We start from the raw sequence: 23,719 nt of genomic DNA on the forward strand, positions 1-23,719 counted from the left end.
CTGGGTCGCGAAGCGGCCCCAATAAGGCAATCGAGAGCCACCTGAAAGAACACCGTGTCCTTTTTTTGGGGCTGCTTCGCAGCCCAGCGGGAGCAAGCTCCCTCGCCACGGGTTGTCCATTCACCCGATAGGGTTTTCCAGGCTCAGAAATCCACCGTCGCCGACAATTTCACTGTCCGCGGCTCACCCTGGGTCAGGTAGTTATTGGCCGTCGACGCCGACGACCAGTACGCCTTGTTCGCTACGTTTTCGACGTTGGCGCGCAGGGTGATGTATTTGTCATCCGCCTTGAAGCCATAACGCGCCCCCAGGTCGACGCGGGTCCAGGCCGGGATACTCAGGCTGTTGGCGGCGTTGACGTACTCGCCACCGGTGCGCAGCATCCGTGCGCTGACCGCCGCACCCTGGATGCCCGGCACATCCCAATCCGCACCGATGTTGTACTGGAAGCGCGGCACACCCGCGGCGCGGTTGCCGTCGGTGGCGCCGTTGGAAGTGCTCTTCTGTTCGGTGTCCATCCAGGTGGCACCGGCCAGCAGGCGCAGGCCGTCGATGGGCTCGCCGAACACGTTGAGTTCCACGCCTTTGTTGATCTGTTCACCGTCGACAGTGAAGGTGTCGAACTTCTGGCCCGGGAACCGGGTGGTCGCGTTGTTCGGCTGTTCGATGCGGTACACACCCAGCGTGGCGCCATAGTTTTCCCAGTCCAGCTTCACCCCGGCTTCCGTCTGCTTGCTGCGCTTGGGCGGGAAGACTTCGCCGGGGTTGGTCACGTTCGTGAGTGGCGCCGTCGGGCCCTGGGCCAGGCCTTCGATACGGTTGGCGTAGAACGATACGTGCTCCCATGGCTTGATCACCAGGCCATAGACCGGTGTGGTGATGGACTCGGAGTACGGTGTACCCCGTGCCCCCGTGGCCGTGTTCCAACTGTCCACCTCGATGGTCTGGCGCCGCACGCCCAGGGTCAACAGCACCCGATCATCCAAAAAGCCCAGGGTGTCGGACACCGCCGCACTCTTGATGCGGTTCTTGCCGACAACCCGCGGGTCGTGAATATCACTGCCGAAATAGGTGTTGGTAGGTCGCGGCGTTTGCGTCGGGTCGTACAGGTTGCCGGGCTGGCGGTTGGCTTGCAGGATCGCCTCGTAGGACGAGCGCTGCTCGCCCCAGATCCCCGACAGCCCGAAGTTCATCTGATGGGTCACCGGCCCCGTCGCAAAGTGCCCGTTCAAGCCGGCCATGGCGCTTTTGTTGTCTTCGTCATGGGGTGAATAGAGGAAGCCCACCTTGGCGCTGCCATCGTTGGCGACATACAGCGACGAATACTGGCCGTTCTCCCGAGTGTGCTTGGCGCCACCTGCCGCGTAGGCCGTCCAGTTATCGTTCAAGTCATATTCGGCGTTGACCATGCCGTAGGTGTCTTCCAGCTGCGACCAGCTCCAGTCCTGGGCGTAGTTGTCCTTGGCCGACGGCGGGCTGGGCACTTTGGTGCCGGTCAGGTAGACCACCGAGCGGCCGTTATTGATGCGTTCTTTCTGGTAGCCAAAGTCGGTGGAGACCCGCAAGCGCTCGCCGCGATAATCCAGGGCAACGGCGATCAACTGCGAGCTTTTGTTTTCGTCATCCACAGCGGTTTCGCCGCCGTGCCGCGCCAGGTTGACCCGGGCGCCAAAGCGGTTGTCTTCGCCAAAGCGTTGGCCGAGGTCGATGTGGCCGCCGGCCTGGCTGTCGCTGGCGTAATCGAGGGTGACGCTGCGGGTGGGCGTGTCTTCAGCGCGCTTGGGCACCAGGTTGACGCTGCCGCCGATCCCGCTGCCCGAGGGCGACACGCCGTTGACGAAGGCATTCGGGCCCTTGAACAACTCCACCCGTTCCAGGGCTTCGGTAGTGATGATCTGCCGGGGCAGCACGCCGTACAGGCCGTTGAATGCGATGTCATCGGTGCTCAGCGGCAGCCCGCGAATGGTGAACACCTGGGAGAAGTTGCCAAACCCAGACGACTGGCGCACCGACGCGTCGTTGAGCAATACGTCGCCGACGGTTCGCGCTTGTTGGTCGGCGATGGTTTTCGAGGTGTAGCTGACCACGCTGAATGGCACGTCGTTGATGGACCGATTGCCCAACACGCCCAGGCGTGCAGAACGTGCCACCTGGCCACCGGCATACGTGTCTGCCTGCGCCCCGCTCGCTTCACCGCTGATGGTGGTGGCGCCCAACTCCAACGCACCGCCGCTGGCCTGGGGCACCACGGTATAACCGTTGGTGCCGGTGCCTTGCAGGGTGTAGCCGCTGCCTTGCAGCAACTGGGCAAAACCCGATTGTGCGCTGTAGCTGCCTTGCAGCCCCGGGCTTTGTTGATCGTTGAGCAACGTCGAATCGAACGACAACGGCACCCCGGACAACGCCGCAAACTGCGCCAGCACATTCCCCAGCGGCCCCGCCGCGATGTTATAGCTGCGCGCCGCACTGCTTGGCGCAGCGTCTTCTGCCTGGGCGTTCTGCAACGGTGCGACGGCGGCAAGGGCGACCGCCAGGCTCAGAGCCTTCAACGGACGGGGGCAGTACGGGAGCGGTCTGGCGGTCATGGGCATTCCTGTCGGCGCGGAGCAATGTTGAGGGTTCTCCCCTACACCGGGCGACAACGAAAAAGGTATCAGCGAAAGTTGAAAAAGATCAGCGCGGCTCGACCGTCACCCAATACCCCGTCAGGCTGCTGACCTTGACCGGCAAGGTTTCCTGCAACAGGTGCAGGCTGGCATCGGTGTCGCGCAGGGGAAACGCACCCGACACCGTGAGGTCGGCAACCGAGGCATGGCAGCGCAATACGCCGGCGCGATAACGCCCCAGCTCATCCAGCAGGTCCGCCAGGCGCATATGCTGGGCCAGCAGCATGCCGTTCTCCCAGGTCAGGGTGCTGACGTCCAGCGGCTCGACGGCGGCTACCCGGTCAACACTGAAGGCGCCCTGCTCGCCCGCCTTGACGATCACCCCCTGGCCGGCATGCACCGCCAGCAACTCCACTGCGCCTTCGGTCACGGCCACTCGGCTTGCCTGCTCACCCACCCGCACGCTGAACCGCGTGCCCAAGGCCCTGGCGGTACCGTGGCGGGTCTGGACGATGAACGGGCGATGGGCCGAATCCTTGGCGGTGGTGATCAGCACTTCGCCCTTGAGCAGCTCGATACGCCGCACCTGCTCGGAGAACGCGATATTCAGCGAGCTGCCGGTGTTGATCAGCATGCGTGTGCCGTCGGGCAAGGTGAGGTTCCTTTGTTCGCCGATGGCCGTGTGCTGGTCGGCGGTCCACTGCTGCCACGGCACCTGCCGATACGCCAGCCAGGCCGCCGGGCCGGCCGCCAGCAACAACCCGAGCGCCTGGCGTCGGCCGAGGGATTTTTTGCGCCCGATGCGCTTCAAGGTATCGCCGGCAATCGCCGCCGGCACGCTGTTGAAGTCCCCCAGAATCGCCTGCGCCCGTTGCCAGGCCTGGGCATGCTGGGCGCTGCGGCCCTGCCACTGGGCGATGGCGCGGCGGTCCTCATCGGTGGCGCTGCCGGACTGCAACTGCACCATCCAGTCGGCGGCTTCACCGAGGATCAGCGGATCAATCGACTGGCTCATGCCACGCTCAGGCAGGCCAGGAAGGCATCGCGCATGTAGCGTTTGACCGAAATCAGCGACACACCCAGGGCATCGGCAATCTGCTGATAGCTCAGGCCGTCGATCTGCGACATCAGGAAGGCCTGGCGGGTTTTTTCCGGCAGATCCCGCAGCATCGCCTCAATGCGGTACAGCGCTTCGAGGATCAGCCAGCGGGTTTCCGGCGAAGGTACATGCTGTTCGGGCAGGTGGGCGATGGTTTCCAGGTAGGCGCGTTCCACTTCCTGGCGGCGCCAGCTGTCGATCATCAGGCCCTTGGCGATATGCGTGAGCAACGCCCGTGGTTCGGCGCCCAGGTGGGTGCTGGTTTGCCGGGTGAGCAGGCGCATGAACGTGTCATGGGCCAGGTCTGCGGCATCGCTGGCGTTGCCCAGCTTGCGGTCCAGCCAACGGTGCAACCATCCATGGTGTTCGCAGTACAGGTCCTGGATATGCAGATTGAGGGGAGACGACATGCCGATCACCGGGGCGTGCCGGGCGGTGAGACCCAAGCGTAATTAAGAATTGATCGCATTCTAGTCTGCGCGGGGTAATGCTGGCAATTTCATGATTTTGATAACGCCGGTGACCCAATGTGGGAGCGGGCTTGCTCGCGAATGCGGTGGGTCAGTCGACATCTCCAGCGGCTGATACTCCGTATTCGCGAGCAAGCCCGCTCCCACATTTTTGAGCTTCACCCGGCGTGTGATTCCGGGTGTTGGATCAGGCCAGTTCGGCCCGCAGTTGACGCGCCGCTGTCACCATGTGAATCAGCGCCGCTTCAGTCTCCGGCCAGCCACGGGTTTTCAGGCCGCAATCCGGGTTGACCCACAGGCGTTCGGCCGGGATGCGTTTGGCTGCCTTGCGCAGCAGGTTGGCCATTTCCGAGGCATCCGGCACCCGTGGCGAGTGGATGTCATACACACCTGGGCCAATGTCGTTCGGATAGGCGAAGGCTTCGAATGCCTCCAGCAGTTCCATGTCCGAGCGCGAGGTTTCGATGGTGATCACGTCGGCATCCATCGCCGCGATGGACTCGATCACATCGTTGAACTCGCTGTAGCACATGTGGGTGTGAATCTGGGTTTCGTCACGCACGCCGGAGGCGCACAGGCGGAACACTTCAGTGGCCCAATCCAGGTATTCCTTCCACTGCGCCTGGCGCAACGGCAAGCCTTCGCGGAACGCGGCTTCGTCGATCTGCACGATCTTGATCCCGGCGGCTTCCAGGTCCACCACTTCGTCACGAATCGCCAGGGCGAGTTGCCGCGCCTGTTCTTCGCGGCTCACGTCTTCACGGGGGAACGACCACATCAGCATGGTCACCGGGCCGGTCAGCATGCCCTTCATCACCTTGTTGGTGAGGCCCTGGGCGTAGCGGATCCACTCCACGGTCATGGCTTTCGGACGACTCAGGTCACCGAAAATCACCGCCGGTTTCACACAACGGGAACCGTAGCTCTGCACCCAGCCGAAGCGGGTAAATACATAACCGTCCAACTGTTCGGCGAAGTATTCGACCATGTCGTTACGCTCGGCTTCACCATGCACCAGCACGTCCAGGCCAAGGTTTTCCTGCACTTCGACAGCGTGGCGGATCTCGCTGTGCATGGCTTCGACGTATTCGGCTTCGCTCAACTTGCCGGCCTTGTAGGACTGGCGAGCCAGGCGGATCGAAGCAGTTTGCGGGAACGAACCGATGGTGGTGGTCGGGAACAGCGGCAGGTTAAGGCCGGCACGCTGTTTCTCGATACGTTGGGCAAACAGCGAGTCACGCTGGCTGTCCTTGGCGGTGATCGCCGCCACACGGGCTTGCACCGCCGGCTTGTGGATACGCGGCGAAGCGGCACGGGCCGCCTGCACGGCACGGCTTTCGGCCAGGGCGGCGATCACGTTCGGCGCTTCAGGCTGGTTCACGGCCTGGGCCAGCACCGCCACCTCTTCGCACTTCTGCACGGCAAACGCCAGCCAGCTTTTCAGCTCGGCATCCAGCTTGTCTTCACGGCACAGGTCTACCGGGCTGTGCAGCAACGAGCAGGATGGCGCCACCCACAGGCGATCACCCAGGCGCTCATGAGCATGCTGCAAGGTGGCCAGGGCTTTTTCCAGGTCGCAGCGCCATACGTTACGGCCGTTGACCACGCCCAGGGACAGCACCTTATAAGCCGGCAGGCGATCGAGGATGGTCGGGTACTGATCCGGTGCACGCACCAGGTCGATGTGCAGGCCGTCCACCGGCAGGTTGGCTGCCAGGCCGAGGTTCTCTTCCAGGCCGCCAAAATAGGTGGCCACCAGCTTCTTCAGCGGGTCGCGCTGGATCAGGTTGTAGGCACGCTCGAAGGCGTTTTTCCAATCCTGCGGCAGGTCCAGCACCAGGATCGGCTCGTCGATCTGCACCCATTCCACGCCCAGGTCCGCCAGGCGCTGGAAGATCTGGCCGTACAGCGGCAGGAGGCGGTCCAGCAGGTCGAGTTTGTCGAAATCACCACCCTTGGCCTTGCCCAGCCACAGATAAGTCAGCGGGCCGATGACGACCGGCTTGACGGTGTGGCCGAGGTCGCGGGCTTCCTTGACCTCTTCGAACAGTTGCTCCCAACCCAGCTGGAATTGCTGGTCGGCGCTGAATTCAGGGACCAGGTAGTGATAGTTGGTGTCGAACCACTTGGTCATTTCCTGGGCGTGGGCACCGCCGCAGCAGTTGTCACTGACGCCACGGGCCATGCCGAACAGGGTGTGCAGGGTGGCTTTGCCGTCGGCCGGGCGGAAACGCTCGGGGATCACACCGAACATCAGCGAGTGAGTCAGTACCTGGTCGTACCAGGCGAAGTCGCCGGCGGGCAACAGTTCGATGCCGGCCTTCTTTTGCAGGTCCCAGTGCGTCTTGCGCAGTTCACGACCTACGGCGCGCAGGCCGGCTTCGTCGAGCTCGCCCTTCCAAAACGCTTCCTGCGCTTTTTTCAGTTCACGATCGCGACCAATGCGCGGGAATCCAAGGGAATGGGCAACAGCCATGACGTAAAGCTCCAATGTGTTTGTATGGGAGCCATTGTCGGGATCGAGTGATAGTGAGACAAACTCATTTTATTTGAGATGATCACAAGTTCCACTCATGATGAAATGCACCGCCCAGGCTTAAGTGATCGCGCGGCGCTCACGCTCCATGCGCACGGGAGTGGGTGGGCCTTCGTTTTGCTTATCACTGAAATAGCTGGCGGCGTCTGTTTCGGTGCCCGGCCGCTCAGCATACTTTTGCTTCCCAAGCCCCAAGGAAGCCCCCACATGGAACAGCAGCAGCCACTGACCACCCTCCTCGTTCACTTCGTAGCCCTTGGGCTCACACTCCTCGGCATCGGCAGCCTGGCGCTGCTGATGGCCTGGGCCGGGCGTCTGATTTTCTAGTTCAATCGGCGGGAATATCGGCGCTCAAGGTGCGGATCAACGCTTGCGCCTGAGAGTCCCGCTGCGCCGTATACAGCACCACTTCACGACTGGGCAGCGGCGGCAGGTCGAAACGCTGCTCCACGTCAACGCAGCCACTGGGCGCCATTCGCCCAACCATCGCGCCGATGCCAATTCCCGCCACCACTGCAGCGCCGATCGCCAGGATCCCGCTGCCCACGAACGCCTCTTCCCAGGCACGGTTCTGCTCGGCCAGCGCCGCCATCACCATGCTGCGCATGCCGCAGGGTTCCGGCTGGATCGCCAGGGGCAACGCCCCGCCCTGGCGCAATTCGAAGTCGTGGGAAGCCATCCAGCCAAAGCGTTCGATGCCCACCACTTCGCCGTCCTGGCGACGGTTGTCGTGCCGCAGGATCATCGCCACATCCAGCTTGCCCTGCTCGTAGTTCATCAACATATCCCGCGAGGTGCCGAGGCTGAACGCCACGATCACGTCCGGGTCGGTGGTCGCCAAACGTCGCAGCCACAGGCTGAGATCGGCGCCGACAATGTGGTGGCTGACGCCCACGCGCAAGGTGCGTTTCTGCGGGCCAAAACAATTCATCGCATCCTGGTAGTTGTCCAGCAAGCGGCGGGCGCTGGCCAAAAACATCTGGCCATGGGCCGACAGCGTGACCCGTCGCGGCGTGCGCTCCAGCAGCTTGCGGCCAAGGCTTTCTTCGAGGCGTTTTATCTTCAGGCTGATAGCCGCCTGGGTGCCGCCGATGGCATCGGCAGCGCGGGTAAAGCTCTTGAGTTCGGCGACCAGGACGAACGCCTGGATGGCGTCGATATCGGGCATTTTCATGGATGGGCTGGCGATAGAGAGTCAAGACGTGACGTTAGCATGCCGCGCCTGCTGACCAAACCACTGCATGATGAGCACGCAGCCTGGGTGTGACGCCGCCGATGACTGCAAGCACAATGCATACACTCCGCCGGTCACCAGCGGCTGACCAAACGGCACCACCAACACACCCCGTTCGATCGACTCGGCCGCCAGCGTCAGATCCGTCATCGCCACCCCAAGCCCGCGCGCGGCGGCATCCAGCGCCAATTCGTCAAGGTTGAACGGGATATGCCGGTAGTCGTCCAGCGACCGCGCGCCATTGGCCGCCAGCCAGGTCATCCAGTCCTGCTTGTCGGCTGAACGATGCAGCAGCGCAAAGTGTTCGAGCTGTTCCACGGAAGCCAGTGGCCCCAAACCCGGCGCGCAGACCGGCACCAATGATTCGTGGAACAAGGTCAGCCGCGCAGGATCGTTGTCGGGCTTGGGCAGGTAAAGGATGTAGGCATCGCTGTCACTCGCCGGCTCGACCACCTCGGTGGCGACGGTCTCGATTGCCAGGGAAATATCGGGATGGTTGCGATAGAAATCGCTGAGCTTGGGCAGCAGCCAGCGCACCGCCAGCGACACATGCAGGCGGATGCGAAACGGACGTTTACGAGGCGAGAGCCGATCCTCCAGCCCCTTCAGTTGCGCCAGGATGCTCCGGGCACTGGCCAGCACCTGCTCACCTTCGGAGGTCAGGCGCAGGCTGCGGCTGGTCCGGGTGAACATCGGCACGCCGAAATGGCTTTCCAGTTGCTGGATTTTGCGGCTCACCGCGCTTTGGGTCAGGCACAGCTTCTGCGCAGCCACGGTGAAGCTCGCGCAGTCGCTGACTTCAACCAACGCCTGAAGGCCCTGCAGCGAAGGCACGTGACGGATGTTATCCATGCGTTTTCCGAATGGCTGGATGATTTTATAACGTTGGTTGTATCACCGCAGGCCCTATAGATTCCAGCTGCAGCCCGAACTTATTTATGCCAGCAACGCATACAGCCGAGGATCTTCATGGAAAACACATGTGGCTGGATTGCCCAGACTGAAAGCCTCCCCGCCCGGGACCGACTCACCGGCCTACAAAAAGCCGACTGGCTGGTGATCGGCGCCGGCATCACCGGTTTGTGTGCGGCGCACAACCTGGCCGAGATGCACCCCGAGGCGCGCATCGTGATCGTCGACCGCCAGCGCGCCGCCCAAGGTGCCTCAGCGCGTAATTCCGGTTTTGTGGTGGCCCATGAGCATCCCGCTGCAAGTGAACTGATGGGCAACGCAGGCTTCGCTGACTTTGAGGTGGACACCGCGATCTCCCGCGCAGCCAGCGATGAAGTGCGCGAGCGCATCGCCCGCCATGCCATCGACTGCGACTTTCGGGACAGCGGCTACTACTTCGCCGTGCACGATCGCGACAAGCTTGCGCATGTGGATGCCAAGTTGGCGACCTTGCGTGCCGCGGGTGCTTCAGCGCAGTTCCTGCAAGGTGCCGCACTCGCGCAGACACTCGGCACCGAGCATTACCAGGCCGCCATCTGGTGCGGCCACGGCAACGCCTTGCTGCAACCGGCGAAGTATGTGAAGGGTTTGCTCGAAGCGCTGCCGGACAACGTGACGCTTTATGAGAACACCGACATCACCGGCCTTGAGCGCATGGCCAATGGCGGCATTCGCGCCAACGGCCTGGACGCCTGCATTGAAGCCGGCCAGGTGCTGGTGTGCCTCAACGCCTTTATTCCACGGGTGGGCCTTGAGGCCAGTGCGACGTTCCCGATGGAACTCAGCGCCAGCCTCACCCGCCCTCTCAGCGATGAGGAATACCGCCGGATCGGCGCAGTGGAACCGTGGGGCGTGCTGTCCACGCGGCCACTGGGTGCCACGGTGCGCCTGACACCGGACCATCGGGTGATGATCCGCAACACAGCGGAGTACCGCACCCGGGACTTGTCCAACGGCGACCTGTTGCACCGGCGCCAACACCATGTAAAGGGCATGCAGCGACGCTTCCCGTGGCTGACCGAACAAGACATCCACTACACCTGGACCGGCCACTTGAGCGCCTCCCGCAGCGGTCAACCGTATTTCGCGCGGGTCGAAAGCAACCTGTATGCCGTCGCGGGCTGCAACGGTTCAGGCGTGGCCCGCGGCACGCTGTGGGGTCGACTGCTGGCCGAGTGGGCGTCGGGCCAGACTTCCTCGCTCCTGCACTCTGTGATGCACAGGGCACAGCCCGGCTGGCTGCCACCCCGGCCGTTGTTCGACATCGGTGCCATGCTGCGTATGGGCGTGGAAACGGTTCGAGCACGGACAGAAATCTAGAACAAGAAACCTCGATAAAGGTGATTCACATGCACATCAACAGTCTGTCCCTGGCGGTCATCCTCAGCGCGCTCCCGGCGGCTGTGTACGCCGCCGAAGAAGTGAACATTTCCAACTGGAACGGCTACATCGCCGATGACACCTTGACCAGTTTTACCAAAGCGACCGGAATCAAGGCGACCTACGACATTCACGACAGCAATGAAGTGCTGGAATCCAAGCTGATGACCGGCAATACCGGTTATGACGTGGTGAGCCCGTCCAACCACTTCCTCTCGCGGCTGATCAAGGCCGGGGCGATCCAGAAGCTCGACCGAAGCCAACTGCCCAACTGGAAAAACCTCGACCCGTTGCTGATGAAAAAGCTGGAGACCAACGACCCGGGCAACCAGTACGGCTTCCCGTATATGTGGGGCACGGCGGGGATTGGCTACAACGTCGAGAAGATCAAGGCGATCTTCGGCACCACCGACGTCACCCATTCCTGGAGCCTGTTCTTTGATGAAAACAACATCAAGAAACTCAGCGCCTGCGGCGTGGCGATTATCGACAACCCCACGCAGATCCTGCCGATCACCCTCAACTACCTGGGCCTGCCGCACCACAGCCACGAACCGGCCGACTACAAAAAGGCCGAGCAGGCGCTGTTGAAAATCCGCCCCTACATCCAGTACTTCCATGCCTCCAAGTACATCAGCGACCTGGCGAACGGCAATATCTGCGCAGTGATCGGCTTTAACGGCGACGTGGTACAGGCTGCCGCCAGCGCCAGGGAAGCGAAAAACGGTATCAGCATCGCCTACTCGATCCCGGACGAAGGCTCGACATTGTGGCTGGACATGGTGGTGATGCCCAAGGGTGCACCGCACGAGAAAAACGGCTATGCCTATATGAATTACCTGCTGGAGCCCAAGGTGATTGCCAACATTAGCAACAGCATCCACTACGCCAACCCCAACAGCGCGGCGGATGAGCTGGTGACCCCTGAGGTGAAGCAAGACCTGGCGATCTACCCGCCGAAAAGCGTGATGGACAAGCTGTTTATCGTGGAGGACCTGCCGCCAGCGATTGCGCGGCTGGCCACTCGGTTGTGGACCAAGTTGAAGACCAATACGTGATACCGAAAACCGGACTTGCTCAAGGCTCATGGGAGAGCGGTATAGTCACTCCATTGAGCTTGGGATTGAATCAACATGGAAGGACTTCACCAGGGTAGCTGCCTGTGCGGCGCGGTCAGCTACCGAGTATCGACACCGCTGAAAGCTGTGACGCATTGCCACTGCAAAAAATGCCAAAAGAGTCATGGCTCCGCCTTCGCGACATACGCGAGTTCTCCGAAATCGTCGGTGCACATCGAGTCTTCGCTGCAAACGCTCAAGGCTTATGAATCTTCCGAGGGTGTGTTTCGTGAGTTTTGCTCACGCTGCGGCTCGTCGATGTTCTGGTCCGATATCAATGGTGTTTACCCAGACTGGGTCTCGATAGCAATCGCTACACTCGATACGCCGCTCTTGCCTGGCAAGCAGGAGCACTCCTGCGTTGACTCCAAGGCCGCTTGGCTGGATCTGGAGAATCGCAGTGGCTGAATCAGAGGACGGTTTGTCGATACGCACCCTCTCGGCGTTGCCCGAAGAGATCCTGGTATTGGAAGCAGAAGCCGTCGCCGAAGGATTCAGGTTTCTCACGCGACTCGTTGCAGAGTGGTCCAGCGGCGCCAACCGTTTTGACCAGCCAGGCGAATGTCTTTTGGGTGTATTCAGCAACGGGCAGTTGATCGCCGTTGGCGGTTTGTCCCATGACCCTTACGCAGGTCCGGAGGTTGGCAGGCTGCGCCGGGTGTACGTCGCACAGGCATCAAGGGGACGCCAGGTGGGCAAAGCGTTGGTAGGCCAGCTTTTGGCACGCGCTGCGCAATCCTTCCATGTCGTGCGCCTGTCTACCGACACCCACGAGGGCGCAAGCTTTTATCTGCGCTGCGGGTTTGAGCCGGTACAGGACGAACATGCAACTCACGCTAAATCATTAATTGATCAGGAGGCTTCATGCAGGTGATCAACGACAACCGGCCTGAATACGTTCGGGGGGAGATGACGGTTTGATGTCAGTGTGGGTGCGTTTTTGTCATGTGGGAGCTGTCGAGCTTTAGCGAGGCTGCGATAGCGGTGTGTCAGGCAGCTTATTTTATCGGCTGTGCCGCCGCCTTCGCAGCCTCGCTGAGGCTCGACAGCTCCCACAGGGGATAGGGGTTGTTTGGTGGGCTTGTGTTTCAAAGTCAGGCCACCAACCCCGCTTTGGCGGCATTGGCGAGTATGTCTTGGGCGGGTACATTGACCCATGTGGCGGCGTCCACCTCGCCCTGTTTTGCCAGCCAGGCCTCCACCATCTGGTAGCCCAGCGTGTATCCCAGCCATCTTGGCCGCGCGCCGGTACCAAAGAACCATTCACTGTGATCGTAATACGTGGCGTCTAGAAGCTGGCGGTCTACCGGGGCACTCAGCAGTTCCTGGGGGGCAAGCGCCCGCTCCCACAACTCCGGCTCACTGCCCAGCACCTGCCGCACAAACTGCCCGGCCAGGCCCTCACTGACCATCGCCTCCCCCAGCGTCCAGCCATAACCGGGGCCCGCCATGCGCAGGCAATGGTGCACCTCATGCACCACGTGTCGACGCAATGCACCGCTTTGCAGGCTGGTGAGGAAATTCGGGTTATCGGGATCAAGGGTCATGCTGAACATCGTGCTGCGATAAGCACGGCCCACCAGGCCGAGTTCCGGAAGGGTCTCCCCCGGCAACCGCTGGATCAGAATGTCCAGCCGCGGCGGCGGCAGCAGTTGCGCGATTGCCTCGTAGGCAACCTCAAACTCTCGGATCAACTCCGGGCGAAACTGCGCCAGGCTCCCCGAAGCTTCCAGCCAATGCAGCGTCCATGCGTCCATTCTCACCTCTCGTCGCCCAAGCCGTGGTCCGTTATCAAAGCGGCTCATCATACCTACGGGCTGTCATATTCACAGGCCAGCTTATAACCGGGCCAGCAAATTCCGCTGACTAACCTTTCGATCTGTCCCAAGTGCGGGCACAATGCGTGTCCTTTTTTGGCAGGCACCGCCGCAGGCTCTGAAAATGATCAAAACGCCGTACTACCTCATCGACAAACAGAAGCTTCTGGTCAACATGCAGAAGATCGCCTACGTGCGCGAACAGTCCGGCGCCAAGGCTCTGCTGGCCCTCAAATGCTTCGCCACCTGGTCGGTGTTCGACCTGATGCAGGAATACATGGACGGCACCACCTCGTCGTCGCTGTACGAGCTCAAGCTGGGTCGCCAGAAGTTCGAAGGTGAAGCCCACGCCTACAGCGTGGCCTGGGCCGACGATGAAATCGAAGAGATGCTCGACAACTGCGACAAGATCATCTTCAACTCCATCAGCCAGCTGCAGCGCTTCGCCGAGCGCAGCGAAGGCAAGACCCGCGGCCTGCGCGTCAACCCGCAAGTGAGCAGCTCCGACTACCTGCTGGCCGACCCGGCGCGCCCGTTCAGCCGCCTGGGCGAGTGGGACCCGGTGAAGATCGAAGGTGTGATCGAGCAAATCTCCGGTTTCATGTTCCACAACAACTGCGAGAACGGTGATTTCAACCTGTTCGACCAGATGCTCAACACCATCGAAGAACGCTTCGGCGCGCTGCTGCACAAGGTCAACTGGGTCAGCCTCGGCGGCGGCATCCACTTCACCGGTGAAGGCTATGCCATCGACGCCTTCTGCCAGCGCCTCAAGGCGTTCTCGCAGAAGTACGACGTGCAGGTGTACCTGGAACCCGGCGAAGCGGCGATCACCAACAGCGCCTCCCTGGAAGTGACCGTGCTCGACACCCTCTACAACGGCAAGAACCTCGCCGTGGTAGACAGCTCCATCGAAGCCCACCTGCTGGACCTGCTGATCTATCGCCTCAACGCCAAGCTGGCGCCGAGCAATGGCGAACACACCTACATGGTGTGCGGCAAGTCGTGCCTGGCCGGGGATATCTTCGGTGAGTACCAATTTGATCAGCCGCTGGCCATCGGCGATCGACTGTCGTTCATCGACACGGCAGGCTACACCATGGTCAAGAAAAACTGGTTCAACGGCCTGAAAATGCCGTCCATCGTAGTGAAACAACTCGACGGTACAGTCGAAGTGGTTCGTGAATTTGGTTACGACGACTACCTGTCCAGCCTTTCGTAAAGCGGACAGATAAAGGAGAGATAAAGCAATTGAAAAAGAACGTTCTTATCATTGGTGCAGGAGGTGTCGCCAAGGTGGTGGCCCACAAGTGCGCGCAGCACAACGACGAACTCGGTCGTATTGCTATCGCGTCGCGCAACATCTCCAAATGCCAGGCCATCATCGACAGCGTCAAGGCCAAGGGTAGCCTCAAGGTACCCGCCGACATCCAGGCCTTCGCGCTGAACGCTTTGGACGTGGAAGCGACCAAGGCACTGATCCGCGAGACTGAATCGCAGATCGTCATCAACGTCGGTTCCGCGTTCCTCAACATGTCGGTACTGCGTGCCTGCATCGACACCGGCGTGGCGTACCTCGACACCGCCATCCACGAAGAGCCGGGCAAGGTCTGCGAGACCCCGCCGTGGTACGGCAACTACGAATGGAACCACCTGGAAGAGTGCAAACAGAAGAACATCACGGCCATCCTTGGCGTGGGCTTCGACCCGGGTGTGGTCAACGCTTATGCAGCGCTGGCGCAACAAAAGCATTTCGACCGCATTGATTCGATCGACATTCTCGACGTCAATGCCGGCTCTCATGGCAAATATTTCGCCACCAATTTCGACCCGGAAATCAACTTCCGCGAATTCACCGGACAGGTGTGGAGCTGGCAGAACAGCCAGTGGACCAGCAACACCATGTTCGAAGTCAAACGCACCGACGACCTGCCTGTGGTCGGTTCGCAGAACCTGTACCTGACCGGCCACGATGAAGTGCACTCGCTGTCGAAAAACCTCGACGTGCCCAATGTGCGTTTCTGGATGAGCTTCGGCGAACACTACATCAACGTGTTCACCGTGCTGAAAAACCTCGGCCTGCTCTCCGAAAAACCGGTCACCACCGCCGAAGGCCTGGAAGTCGTGCCGCTGAAACTGGTCAAGGCCGTGCTGCCCGACCCGTCGTCGCTGGCGCCTGGCTACACCGGCAAAACCTGCATCGGCGACCTGGTCAAGGGCACCAAGGATGGCCAGCCACGCGAGCTGTTCATCTACAACGTGGCCTGCCACGAAGAAGCCTTCGCCGAGACCGACAGCCAGGGCATTTCCTACACCGCCGGCGTACCGCCGGTAGCCGCAGCGCTGCTGGTTGCCCGTGGCGAGTGGGACGTGAAGCACATGGCCAACGTCGAGGAACTGCCGGCTGAGCCGTTCCTGAAGGCGCTGGACGTGATGGGCTTGCCGACTCGGATCAAAGACGAGAACGGTGACCGTGCCTGGGATGCGATTGCCTGATAGGCGATAGTTGACCGAACAAAAAAATGCGCCCTCAGGGGCGCATTTTTTGTTGGGGCTCACATAAATATCAAAGAACAATGAAGATCAAAATGTGGGAGCGGGCTTGCTCGCGAATGCGGTGTGCCAGTCACTGCATCTGGCGACTGATACACCGCATTCGCGAGCAAGCCCGCTCCCACATTTTGGATTTGCTGTGTTCTTGAGAGCGGGTTACTCCAGGTTACGCGCCGAATTGCTCAACGCCCTTGAGCACTGCAACAACGCCGGCGCCAACTGCTTCTCTGCATCCGCCCGGCTCCAGCGACTGGTCGGCGCCACCACATGCACCGCCGCCACCGGCCGACCGTTCGCCCCCAGCACCGGCGCGCCGATGGTCATGTCCCCCAGGAACAGTTCCTGGCCATTCACCGCATAGCCCTGCTCGCGCACCTGCTGCAACGACTCCATGATCCTGTCGACCTCAGTCAACGTCTGGCTGGTGTGCGCCACCCGCTGGCTGTGCTCGATCAATGCCAGCGCCTCATCCTGCGGCAACGCACTCAGATACGCGCGCCCCGACGCCGTGCAATACATCGGCACCCGCGAGCCAATCGGCATGTGTACCGGCACGAAGCCCGAGCTGACAAACCGCGCGATATACGTCATGTCGTAACCCGCAGGCTCGGTCAGGCACGAGGTTTCTCCCGTCAGGCGGGTCAATTCCGAGAGGAACGGGTTGGCCACTTCAATCAGCGAATGCGCATCCAGATAACTGAAGCCCAACTCCAGCACCCGTGGTGTGAGTTGGTAATGACGGGTGCGCGAGTGTTTCCGAAGGTAACCCAGGCTCTCGAGGGTAAACACCATGCGCTGGGCCGAGCTTTTGGTCATGCCGGCGGCCTCGGCCACCTCTGCAAGGCTCATGCTGCGGCGCTGGGCGCTGAATGCCTTGAGCACCGACAGGCCTTTTTCCAGGGATTGGTTGTGCAAGCTGTTGCGTTCTTCGGACATGGCGAACTCGCGGTCAGGTCGATCAAGCGTGGCGATATTTCTACACGAAATCGCGAAATTCGACCACTAAAAATCGCATACCGATACGAATGGTTCATTTTGTTCAATTTCCATAGCGTAAAACGATTTTGTTTAATCGAAATGGCACAGAGCTTGCGGTTTGCTCGGTAACCGCTCGCGGTACTGACGATCCGTTTTCCTTCTGGAGTAACCCGATGAACAGTCTTTCGCCCTTGTTTCGCCGCCTCGCCTTCGGTCTTTGCGCCACCTTTTGCGTGGCCACCGTGCACGCCGCCGGTGCAGCCTCGTACAAAGTCGGTGCAACGGCCAGCGGTTCGCCGTTCACCTTCCTCGACATCAAGAGCAACAGCATCCAGGGCGTGATGGTCGACGTCGCCAATGCCGTAGGCAAGGCCGGTGGCTTCACCAGCGAGATCGAGCAGACCAACTTTGCCGCGCTGATCCCGTCCCTCACCTCGGGCAAGCTCGACTTCATCGCCGCCGGCATGCTCAAGACCCCGGAGCGTGCCCAGGTGGTGGACTTCAGCGCGCCGGTGTACGCCTACGGTGAAGGCCTGATCGTGAGTGCCGACGACAACGCGACCTATACCGACCTCAGCTCCTTGAAGGACCAGGTAGTGGGCGTACAAGCCGGCACGATCTTCTACGACATGCTCAACAAGCTGGGGATCTTCAAGGAAATCCGCACCTACGACTCCATCGGCGAAATGGTCCGCGACCTGAGCCTGGGCCGCATCAAGGCCGCCGTGGGTGACCAGCCGGTGGTGGCGTACCAGATCCGCCAGAAGCTGTTCAAGGGCGTGAAGCTCGCCGCCGACTACAAGCCGGTCAACGTCGGCGAGGTGTGCCTGGTGGTGCGCAAAGGCGACAGTGAAACCCTCGAACGCCTGAACCAGGCCATCGCCAGCATCAAGGCCGATGGCACCCTGGACGCGATCCTGAAGAAGTGGGGGCTTGATGCCCGGGTGCAGCCATGAACCCGGCTGAATTCCTGCAAAACGCCCAGGACTTCCTGCCGATCCTGCTGCAAGGCGCCTGGGTGACGATCCAGATCACCGTGCTGTCGTTCCTGCTCAGCAGCGCGATCGGCCTGGTGCTGGCGCTGCTCAAGCTGTCGCCGATCAAGGCGCTGTCGTGGGCGGCGAGCACCGTGATCAATGTGATTCGCGGCCTGCCGATCATCGTGCAGCTGTTCTACATCTACTTCGTGTTGCCGGACATGGGCGTGCACCTCAGTGCATTCCAGGCGGGTGTGATCGGCATGGGCATCGCCTACTCGGCGTACCAGGCGGAGAACTTCCGTACCGGCATCATCGCCGTCGAACAGGGCCAGCGTGAAGCCGCCGAAGCCCTGGGCATGCGCTCGGTGCTGATGATGCGCCGGGTAATCCTGCCCCAGGCGTTTCGCATCGCCTTGCCGCCCTACGGCAACACCCTGGTGATGATGCTCAAGGACTCATCGCTGGTGTCGACCATCACCGTGGCCGAGATGACGCGCCAGGGCCAACTGATCGCCTCGTCCACCTTCCAGAACATGACCGTCTACACCCTGGTCGCCCTGCTCTACCTGCTGATGAGCCTGCCGCTGGTGTATGGCCTGCGCCGCATGGAACAGCACCTGGGCCGGAGGAAAAAAGCATGATCGAGATTCGCCAACTGCAAAAGCACTACGGCACCCATCGCGTGCTGCACGGCGTCGACCTGGACGTGGCCAAGGGCGAAGTGGTGTGCCTGATCGGCCCGTCCGGCTCGGGCAAATCCACCTTGCTGCGCTGCATCAACGCCCTGGAAGCCTACGACGGCGGCACCATCAACGTGTTCGGCGAAACCGTGCAACGTGGCAGCAAGACCGTACACGCCCTGCGCAGCCGCATGGGCATGGTGTTCCAGCGCTTCAACCTGTTCCCCCATCGCACCGTGCTGGAAAACGTGATGGAAGGCCCGGTGTACGTCAAGGGCGAACCGCTGCAACAGGCCCGGGAAGAAGCCTTGGCGCTGCTGGATAAAGTCGGCCTGTCGGCCAAGGCCGATGCCTACCCGGAACAACTCTCCGGCGGCCAGCAACAGCGGGTTGCCATCGCCCGCGCACTGGCGATGAAACCCGACGCCATGCTGTTCGACGAACCCACTTCGGCCCTCGACCCGGAACTGGTGGGCGATGTGCTGGAGGTGATGCGCACCCTCGCCGACGAAGGCATGACCATGATCGTGGTGACCCACGAAATGGGCTTTGCCCGGGAAGTGGCCGACCGCGTGTGCTTCCTGCACGGCGGCTACATCGTGGAGAGCGGGCCGGCCGAGCAGGTGCTGGGCAACCCGCAACAACCGCGCACCCAGGACTTCCTGCGCCGCGTGCTGCACCCGACGGCCAACACCCGGAGCCTGCCATGAAGTCACTCTGGGCCGCGACGGCGCCCGCTGCACCGCAAACACCCGCGTTGGCTGAGTCATTGAAGGTGGACGTGGCCATCGTCGGCGCCGGGTATACCGGCTTGTCCACGGCGCTGCACCTCGCGGAACGCGGCGTCAGCGTGTGCGTGCTGGAGGCCAACGAGCCCGGCTGGGGCGCGTCCGGGCGCAATGGCGGGCAGGTCAACCCGACACTCAAATACGACCCGGATCAACTGGTGCAGATGTACGGTGCCGAGCGCGCCGAGCCACTGATCAACACCGTGTCCAACTCTGCCGACCTGGTGTTCAACCTGATCGAGCGCCATGGCATCGACTGTGCGCCCACACGCAAGGGCTGGATGCAGGTTTCCTATTCCGAAAAAGGCGTGGCGGGCCTGCACGCCCGGGCCGAACAGTGGGCACGTCGCGGGGTGCCGGTGCAGCGCCTGGATGCCGGCGCGGTGTCCGCCCGCATGGGCAGCCAGGCGTTTGCCGGTGGCTGGCTGGACGGTCGCGCGGGTGCCATCCAACCCTTGGCCTATGCTCGGGGCCTGGTGCGTGCAGCCCAGGCGGCGGGCGTGCGCATTCATGGGCAGAGCGCAGTGACCGCGATGCAACAGGCGGGCGCGGGCTGGAAGTTGCAGACCGCGAGCGGCGCGCAGGTGTCGGCCGGCCAGGTGGTACTGGCCACCAACGGCTACAGCGGCGACTTGTGGCCCGGCATGGCCCAGAGTGTGCTGGCGGCCAACAGTTTTATCGTCGCCACCCGGCCCTTGAGCGGGCCTGCGGCCGAGAGCATTTTGCCGGGGCAGGAAACCGTCTCAACCGCCCAACGGCTGCTGCTGTACTTTCGCAAGGACGCCCACGGTCGCCTGCTGATGGGCGGGCGCGGGTTGTTCGAAGATCCCACCGGGCCCGCAGATTTTGCGCACCTGGAGCGCTCGCTGGCACTGTTGTTTCCCCAGCTGGGCAAGCTGGACTTCGAGTACCGCTGGGCGGGCCGGATCGCGATCACCCGGGACTTTATGCCCCACGTCCACGAGCCCGCACCCGGCCTGACCCTGGCATTGGGCTGTAACGGACGCGGGATTGCCTTGTGCACCAGCCTCGGCCAGCAATTGGCCGGGCGCTTGTGTGACAGCCGCTCCGACTTCGCTTACCCGGTAACGCCTTTGCAGCGGTTGCCACTGCATGGCTTGCAACGCTTCTACATCGGCGCGGGCGTGGCGTGGTATAGCCTGCTGGATCGCCTCTCCCTGTAAACAATTCGAAGGCGCCGCGTTTCGTCAGGAGACCGGCGCCCTCATCTGGGCAACATGGACCGTCTCTGACTGAGGGAGACGTGCTCGGATTTTTCCGACAACCGTTTCAGGTTGTCGGTCGGACTCGGGCTGACTAACCTCCCGCAGTCACTGCCAATTCAGCGACCGGATTTGACCGTCCGACCAATCGACGACTGCAACGCCCACACCTATTCCAGGCGTTTTTTTAATGCCTGAGGTATCGTGTCGCGGCGGCTGTACGCGGGATACCTTCGGGTATGCCGGGTTCGTTGATAACCGGTCGGTCAACCCGCGTACAGCTGCCACCCTCCTCGTTTGACCGCGAACGGTGGTGGCTCCACTTATCGACGGAGCTACACCATGATTAAAGACAGCCCAAATCCCCCAAATCATGCCGACCGGCTTCAAGAAGCCGCTTACCGCGCCATCCACCACTATCTGAAACCTGACGCCCAACCCCAAACACCGGAACCCGCCGAGCTACCGTTCGATGGATTATTTACCGTGCGTACGGACCTGGACACGGAAACCTTGCTGGCCAATGCCTCGCAGGACCTGGCGTCGATCAACGTCATCGCAGCTCACCTGGCCTTCGAAGTCGACGGAACTCAACGTAACGTGGCGCTGGGCATCTGCCGGATGCTGGAAGGTGCCCAGATGCTGGTCGACAAAGCGCTGGATAGATGCGCGGAAAATAGCCCGCGCTGAGCTCGTTCCCACGCTCCGCGTGGGAATGCAGACTGTGACGCTCCGCGTCACAAAGGCAGACGCAGAGCGTCCAGGGCTGCGCTCCCACGCAGAGCGTGGGAGCGATCAATAGCCGGAGCACCGACTTGGCGGGGCCTGGACGACACGATTGGGCAACATGGACCGTCTCTGACTGAGGGAGACATGCTCGGATTTTTCCGACAACTGTTTCAGGTTGTCGGTCGGACCCGGGCTGACTAACCTCCCGCAGTCGCTGCCAATTCAGCGACCGGATTTGACCGTCCGCAACCATAGAACAACTGCGCCAAAACCGATCTTGGGCGTTTTTTTTACGCCTGATGTATTGTGTCGCGGCAGCTGTACGCGGGATACCTTCGGGTATGCCGGTTTTGTTCTTTGGGCCGGTCGGTCAACCCGCGTATAGCTGCCACCCTAATCGTTTGACCGCGAATCGTGGCAGCTCCATTCACAAAGGAGCTTCACCATGATTAAAGACAGCCCAAATCCCCCACCGCACACCGACCGGCTTCAAGAAGCCGCTTACCGCGCCATTCACCACTATCTGAAACCTGACGCCCAACCCCAACCGCCTGAACCCACCGAGCTACCGTTCGATGGATTATTTACCGTGCGTACGGACCTGGACACGGAAACCTTGCTGGCCAATGCCTCACAAGACCTGGCGTCGATCAATGTCATCGCCGCTCACCTGGCCTTCGAAGTCGATGGTACCCAGCGCAACGTGGCGCTGGGCATTTGCCGGATGCTGGAAGGTGTGCAGATGCTGGTCGACAAAGCGCTGGATCGATGCGCGCAAACCAGCCCGCGCTGAGCTCGTTCCCACGCTCCGCGTGGGAATGCAGACCGTGACGCTCCGCGTCACAAAGGCAGACGCAGAGCGTCCAGGGCTGCGCTCCCACGCAGAGCGTGGGAGCGATCAAGTCTCTTCAAAAAACCGACCATCCGATCCGCTCGCTCAACAACTCCAACGCCTTCATCCCCGCCAGCGAATTGCCTGCCGCATTCAACTCCGGCGACCACACGCACACCGTAAACTGCCCCGGCACCACCGCGAGAATCCCGCCGCCTACCCCGCTCTTGCCCGGCAAGCCAACGCGATAAGCAAAATTCCCCGCCTCGTCATACAGCCCACTGGTGGCCATGATCGAGTTCACTTGCTTGGTCTGGCGCGCCGTCAGAATCTGCTCGCCGCTGTGGGTGCACACCCCCTCATTCGCCAGGAAGCAAAATGCCTTGGCCAGGTCCAGGCAGCTCATCTGCAATGCGCAATAGTTGAAGTAGCTGTGCAGCACTGCATCCACGTCATTGTGGAAGTTGCCGAAGGACTTCATCAGGTACGCCATGGCCGCATTACGCGCACCGTGCTGGGCTTCGGATTCGGCCACCACGCTGTTGACCAGGATCTGCGGGTTGCCCGACAGCCGCCGCACAAAATCACGCATGGACAAAATCGGCACGGCAAAGCGCGATTGGTTGATGTCGCAGATCACCAGCGCACCGGCGTTGATAAACGGGTTGCGTGGCCGCCCACGCTCGAACTCCAGTTGCACCATGGAGTTGAACGGCTGCCCCGAAGGTTCGTGGCCCAGGCGTTCCCAGATGCTTTCGCCGCCATGGTCGATGGCCTGCACCAGGCTGAATACCTTGGAGATGCTCTGTACGGAGAACAAGGTGTGAGCATCACCCGCGCAGTAGGACGAGCCGTCATTGCCATACACGGCAATGCCCAGTTGCTGGGCCGGCACGTCGGCGAGTGCGGGGATGTAGTCGGCGACCTTGCCGAGGCCGATCAGTGGACGGACTTCGTCGAGGATCGACTCCAACAGGGCCTGCATGTTGTGTTCTGGCATGGTTTGGAAAATAGTGATTGGCGGGCGCGGAGGATACCTGAAACCCAGGGGGTAGAAACGCGCAGGCGCGCACAACGAGGTCTTCGTTTATTCAGACTTTAACTGTTGGTCGATCCATGAAGAGTCGGGCATTCGGTCGCAGCGTTTCTTATGGTCTCTACTGGCAGTGGCGTCAACGTGTCCACACCACATATTCGTGTGCACGATGCGCCGTAATGCCTCGGCATTGCTCAAGCGACAGCGGATGGTTACTCGCGATCAGCGTCACCTTTGGCCGGTTAGCCGGGTCAGTCAGGTTCAGCATGGCGGGGAGCCCACATGTTGCAGGCAGACCCGGGATGTCATTGGCAATCGTCACCGAAAACGGTGGTTCGCTTGATTGCTGCGGGTCATCCCAGAGTTCGTAAACCCGCTCAAAATCCAACTGCTCGATCCTGACCCAAATACCGATGTGAAAAACCTCCTCGCGACCCAGCACCGGCAATGGCAGCAACGCACGAATGAAAAATTGCTTACCGCCGATGATGGCCAGGTCATTGTTCTCCTGGACCCCACTCTCTCTGTCGTCTTGCGATAGCGCCATAACGGCATCAGGACGTCGAAACGCCAGCTCCATCTCGTCAATCCGGTGTTCTTCTTCGCACTGGTTGCACAGCAATTAGCGTCTCCTTCAAACATTCTGGCCGCACAGTCGACTCGCTGCGCCGGGCCATTCTAGCGCGATACCAACGCTGCGCAACGCCGC

22 protein-coding genes are annotated in these 23,719 nt (G+C 61.4%); 12 read left to right on the forward strand and 10 right to left on the reverse strand.

Annotated elements, in window-relative coordinates:
* Positions 1-143 precede the first annotated feature (143 nt).
* The 6 genes from HX801_RS10160 to HX801_RS10185 form a co-directional block, all read right to left on the reverse strand.
* Positions 144-2,585: a TonB-dependent receptor gene (locus HX801_RS10160; RefSeq protein WP_177022009.1), complete on the reverse strand. Its 2,442-nt coding sequence runs from the start codon at positions 2,583-2,585 to the stop codon at positions 144-146.
* Between the two features lie 88 nt (positions 2,586-2,673).
* Positions 2,674-3,621 carry a FecR domain-containing protein gene (locus HX801_RS10165; RefSeq protein ID WP_003210215.1) on the reverse strand — a complete coding sequence of 316 codons (948 nt, stop codon included), beginning with the start codon at positions 3,619-3,621 and terminating at the stop codon, positions 2,674-2,676.
* Complete coding sequence (locus HX801_RS10170; protein WP_003210217.1) at positions 3,618-4,115, reverse strand: sigma-70 family RNA polymerase sigma factor; 498 nt, start codon at positions 4,113-4,115, stop codon at positions 3,618-3,620. The genes HX801_RS10165 and HX801_RS10170 overlap by 4 nt, the downstream gene beginning before the upstream one ends.
* A gap of 247 nt (positions 4,116-4,362) precedes the next feature.
* Entirely contained in the window at positions 4,363-6,651 is a 2,289-nt protein-coding gene (gene metE, locus HX801_RS10175) for a 5-methyltetrahydropteroyltriglutamate--homocysteine S-methyltransferase (protein WP_177022010.1), read from the reverse strand.
* Between the two features lie 388 nt (positions 6,652-7,039).
* On the reverse strand, positions 7,040-7,885 hold the full coding sequence (locus HX801_RS10180) for a LysR family transcriptional regulator (protein ID WP_003210222.1): 846 nt from the start codon (positions 7,883-7,885) through the stop codon (positions 7,040-7,042).
* A gap of 21 nt (positions 7,886-7,906) precedes the next feature.
* Positions 7,907-8,797, reverse strand: coding sequence for a LysR substrate-binding domain-containing protein (locus tag HX801_RS10185; RefSeq protein WP_003210225.1), 891 nt, complete (start codon positions 8,795-8,797; stop codon positions 7,907-7,909).
* A gap of 117 nt (positions 8,798-8,914) precedes the next feature.
* Here HX801_RS10185 and HX801_RS10190 point away from each other — a divergent pair, with 117 nt between their 5' ends.
* The 4 genes from HX801_RS10190 (at position 8,915) to HX801_RS10205 (ending at position 12,268) form a co-directional block, all read left to right on the forward strand.
* On the forward strand, positions 8,915-10,216 hold the full coding sequence (locus HX801_RS10190) for an FAD-binding oxidoreductase (protein WP_003210227.1): 1,302 nt from the start codon (positions 8,915-8,917) through the stop codon (positions 10,214-10,216).
* A gap of 29 nt (positions 10,217-10,245) precedes the next feature.
* Positions 10,246-11,334, forward strand: a complete 1,089-nt coding sequence (locus HX801_RS10195; protein ID WP_003210229.1) for a polyamine ABC transporter substrate-binding protein — start codon at positions 10,246-10,248, stop codon at positions 11,332-11,334.
* 75 nt (positions 11,335-11,409) lie between these two features.
* The gene (locus tag HX801_RS10200; RefSeq protein WP_177022011.1) at positions 11,410-11,802 is read left to right on the forward strand and encodes a GFA family protein; all 393 of its coding nucleotides are present in this window, start codon (positions 11,410-11,412) and stop codon (positions 11,800-11,802) included.
* Positions 11,795-12,268 carry a GNAT family N-acetyltransferase gene (locus HX801_RS10205; RefSeq protein ID WP_003210233.1) on the forward strand — a complete coding sequence of 158 codons (474 nt, stop codon included), beginning with the start codon at positions 11,795-11,797 and terminating at the stop codon, positions 12,266-12,268. The genes HX801_RS10200 and HX801_RS10205 overlap by 8 nt, the downstream gene beginning before the upstream one ends.
* Positions 12,269-12,488: 220 nt before the next feature.
* Here the strand turns inward: HX801_RS10205 and HX801_RS10210 are convergent, their stop codons facing one another.
* Positions 12,489-13,151, reverse strand: coding sequence for a DUF2268 domain-containing putative Zn-dependent protease (locus HX801_RS10210; RefSeq protein WP_008435410.1), 663 nt, complete (start codon positions 13,149-13,151; stop codon positions 12,489-12,491).
* A gap of 184 nt (positions 13,152-13,335) precedes the next feature.
* Between HX801_RS10210 and HX801_RS10215 the strand changes: the two genes are divergently transcribed.
* Together HX801_RS10215 and HX801_RS10220 are read left to right on the forward strand one after the other, a co-directional pair.
* Complete coding sequence (locus tag HX801_RS10215; RefSeq protein WP_003211413.1) at positions 13,336-14,433, forward strand: carboxynorspermidine decarboxylase; 1,098 nt, start codon at positions 13,336-13,338, stop codon at positions 14,431-14,433.
* Between the two features lie 29 nt (positions 14,434-14,462).
* Complete coding sequence (locus tag HX801_RS10220; RefSeq protein WP_003211412.1) at positions 14,463-15,707, forward strand: saccharopine dehydrogenase family protein; 1,245 nt, start codon at positions 14,463-14,465, stop codon at positions 15,705-15,707.
* A gap of 213 nt (positions 15,708-15,920) precedes the next feature.
* Here the strand turns inward: HX801_RS10220 and HX801_RS10225 are convergent, their stop codons facing one another.
* A complete protein-coding gene (locus HX801_RS10225; protein ID WP_008435411.1) occupies positions 15,921-16,700 on the reverse strand; it encodes an IclR family transcriptional regulator in 780 nt (259 codons plus the stop codon).
* Between the two features lie 215 nt (positions 16,701-16,915).
* Between HX801_RS10225 and HX801_RS10230 the strand changes: the two genes are divergently transcribed.
* The 6 genes from HX801_RS10230 to HX801_RS10255 all read left to right on the forward strand — a co-directional run bounded on the left by HX801_RS10230 (position 16,916) and on the right by HX801_RS10255 (position 21,935).
* Positions 16,916-17,698 (forward strand): ABC transporter substrate-binding protein, encoded by a 783-nt coding sequence (locus tag HX801_RS10230; RefSeq protein WP_134326359.1) that lies wholly within the window; start codon positions 16,916-16,918, stop codon positions 17,696-17,698.
* Positions 17,695-18,363 carry an ectoine/hydroxyectoine ABC transporter permease subunit EhuD gene (ehuD, locus tag HX801_RS10235; protein ID WP_008435412.1) on the forward strand — a complete coding sequence of 223 codons (669 nt, stop codon included), beginning with the start codon at positions 17,695-17,697 and terminating at the stop codon, positions 18,361-18,363. The genes HX801_RS10230 and ehuD overlap by 4 nt, the downstream gene beginning before the upstream one ends.
* On the forward strand, positions 18,360-19,112 hold the full coding sequence (locus HX801_RS10240) for an amino acid ABC transporter ATP-binding protein (RefSeq protein WP_087694235.1): 753 nt from the start codon (positions 18,360-18,362) through the stop codon (positions 19,110-19,112). The genes ehuD and HX801_RS10240 overlap by 4 nt, the downstream gene beginning before the upstream one ends.
* Positions 19,109-20,374: an FAD-binding oxidoreductase gene (locus tag HX801_RS10245; protein ID WP_177022012.1), complete on the forward strand. Its 1,266-nt coding sequence runs from the start codon at positions 19,109-19,111 to the stop codon at positions 20,372-20,374. The genes HX801_RS10240 and HX801_RS10245 overlap by 4 nt, the downstream gene beginning before the upstream one ends.
* A gap of 381 nt (positions 20,375-20,755) precedes the next feature.
* Positions 20,756-21,103, forward strand: a complete 348-nt coding sequence (locus HX801_RS10250) for a DUF6124 family protein (protein ID WP_177022013.1) — start codon at positions 20,756-20,758, stop codon at positions 21,101-21,103.
* Positions 21,104-21,587: 484 nt separating this feature from the next.
* Positions 21,588-21,935 (forward strand): DUF6124 family protein, encoded by a 348-nt coding sequence (locus tag HX801_RS10255; protein ID WP_003211399.1) that lies wholly within the window; start codon positions 21,588-21,590, stop codon positions 21,933-21,935.
* A 115-nt stretch (positions 21,936-22,050) separates the two neighbouring features.
* On the opposite strand, the gene glsB is transcribed toward HX801_RS10255, so the two are convergent.
* Both glsB and HX801_RS10265 read right to left on the reverse strand, forming a co-directional pair.
* Positions 22,051-22,959 (reverse strand): glutaminase B, encoded by a 909-nt coding sequence (gene glsB, locus HX801_RS10260; RefSeq protein WP_003211397.1) that lies wholly within the window; start codon positions 22,957-22,959, stop codon positions 22,051-22,053.
* 187 nt (positions 22,960-23,146) lie between these two features.
* A complete protein-coding gene (locus HX801_RS10265; RefSeq protein ID WP_177022014.1) occupies positions 23,147-23,632 on the reverse strand; it encodes a DUF2199 domain-containing protein in 486 nt (161 codons plus the stop codon).
* Positions 23,633-23,719 lie beyond the last annotated feature (87 nt).

The organism is Pseudomonas sp. G1002 (assembly GCF_013385455.1).
Classification (GTDB): Bacteria; Pseudomonadota; Gammaproteobacteria; order Pseudomonadales; family Pseudomonadaceae; genus Aquipseudomonas.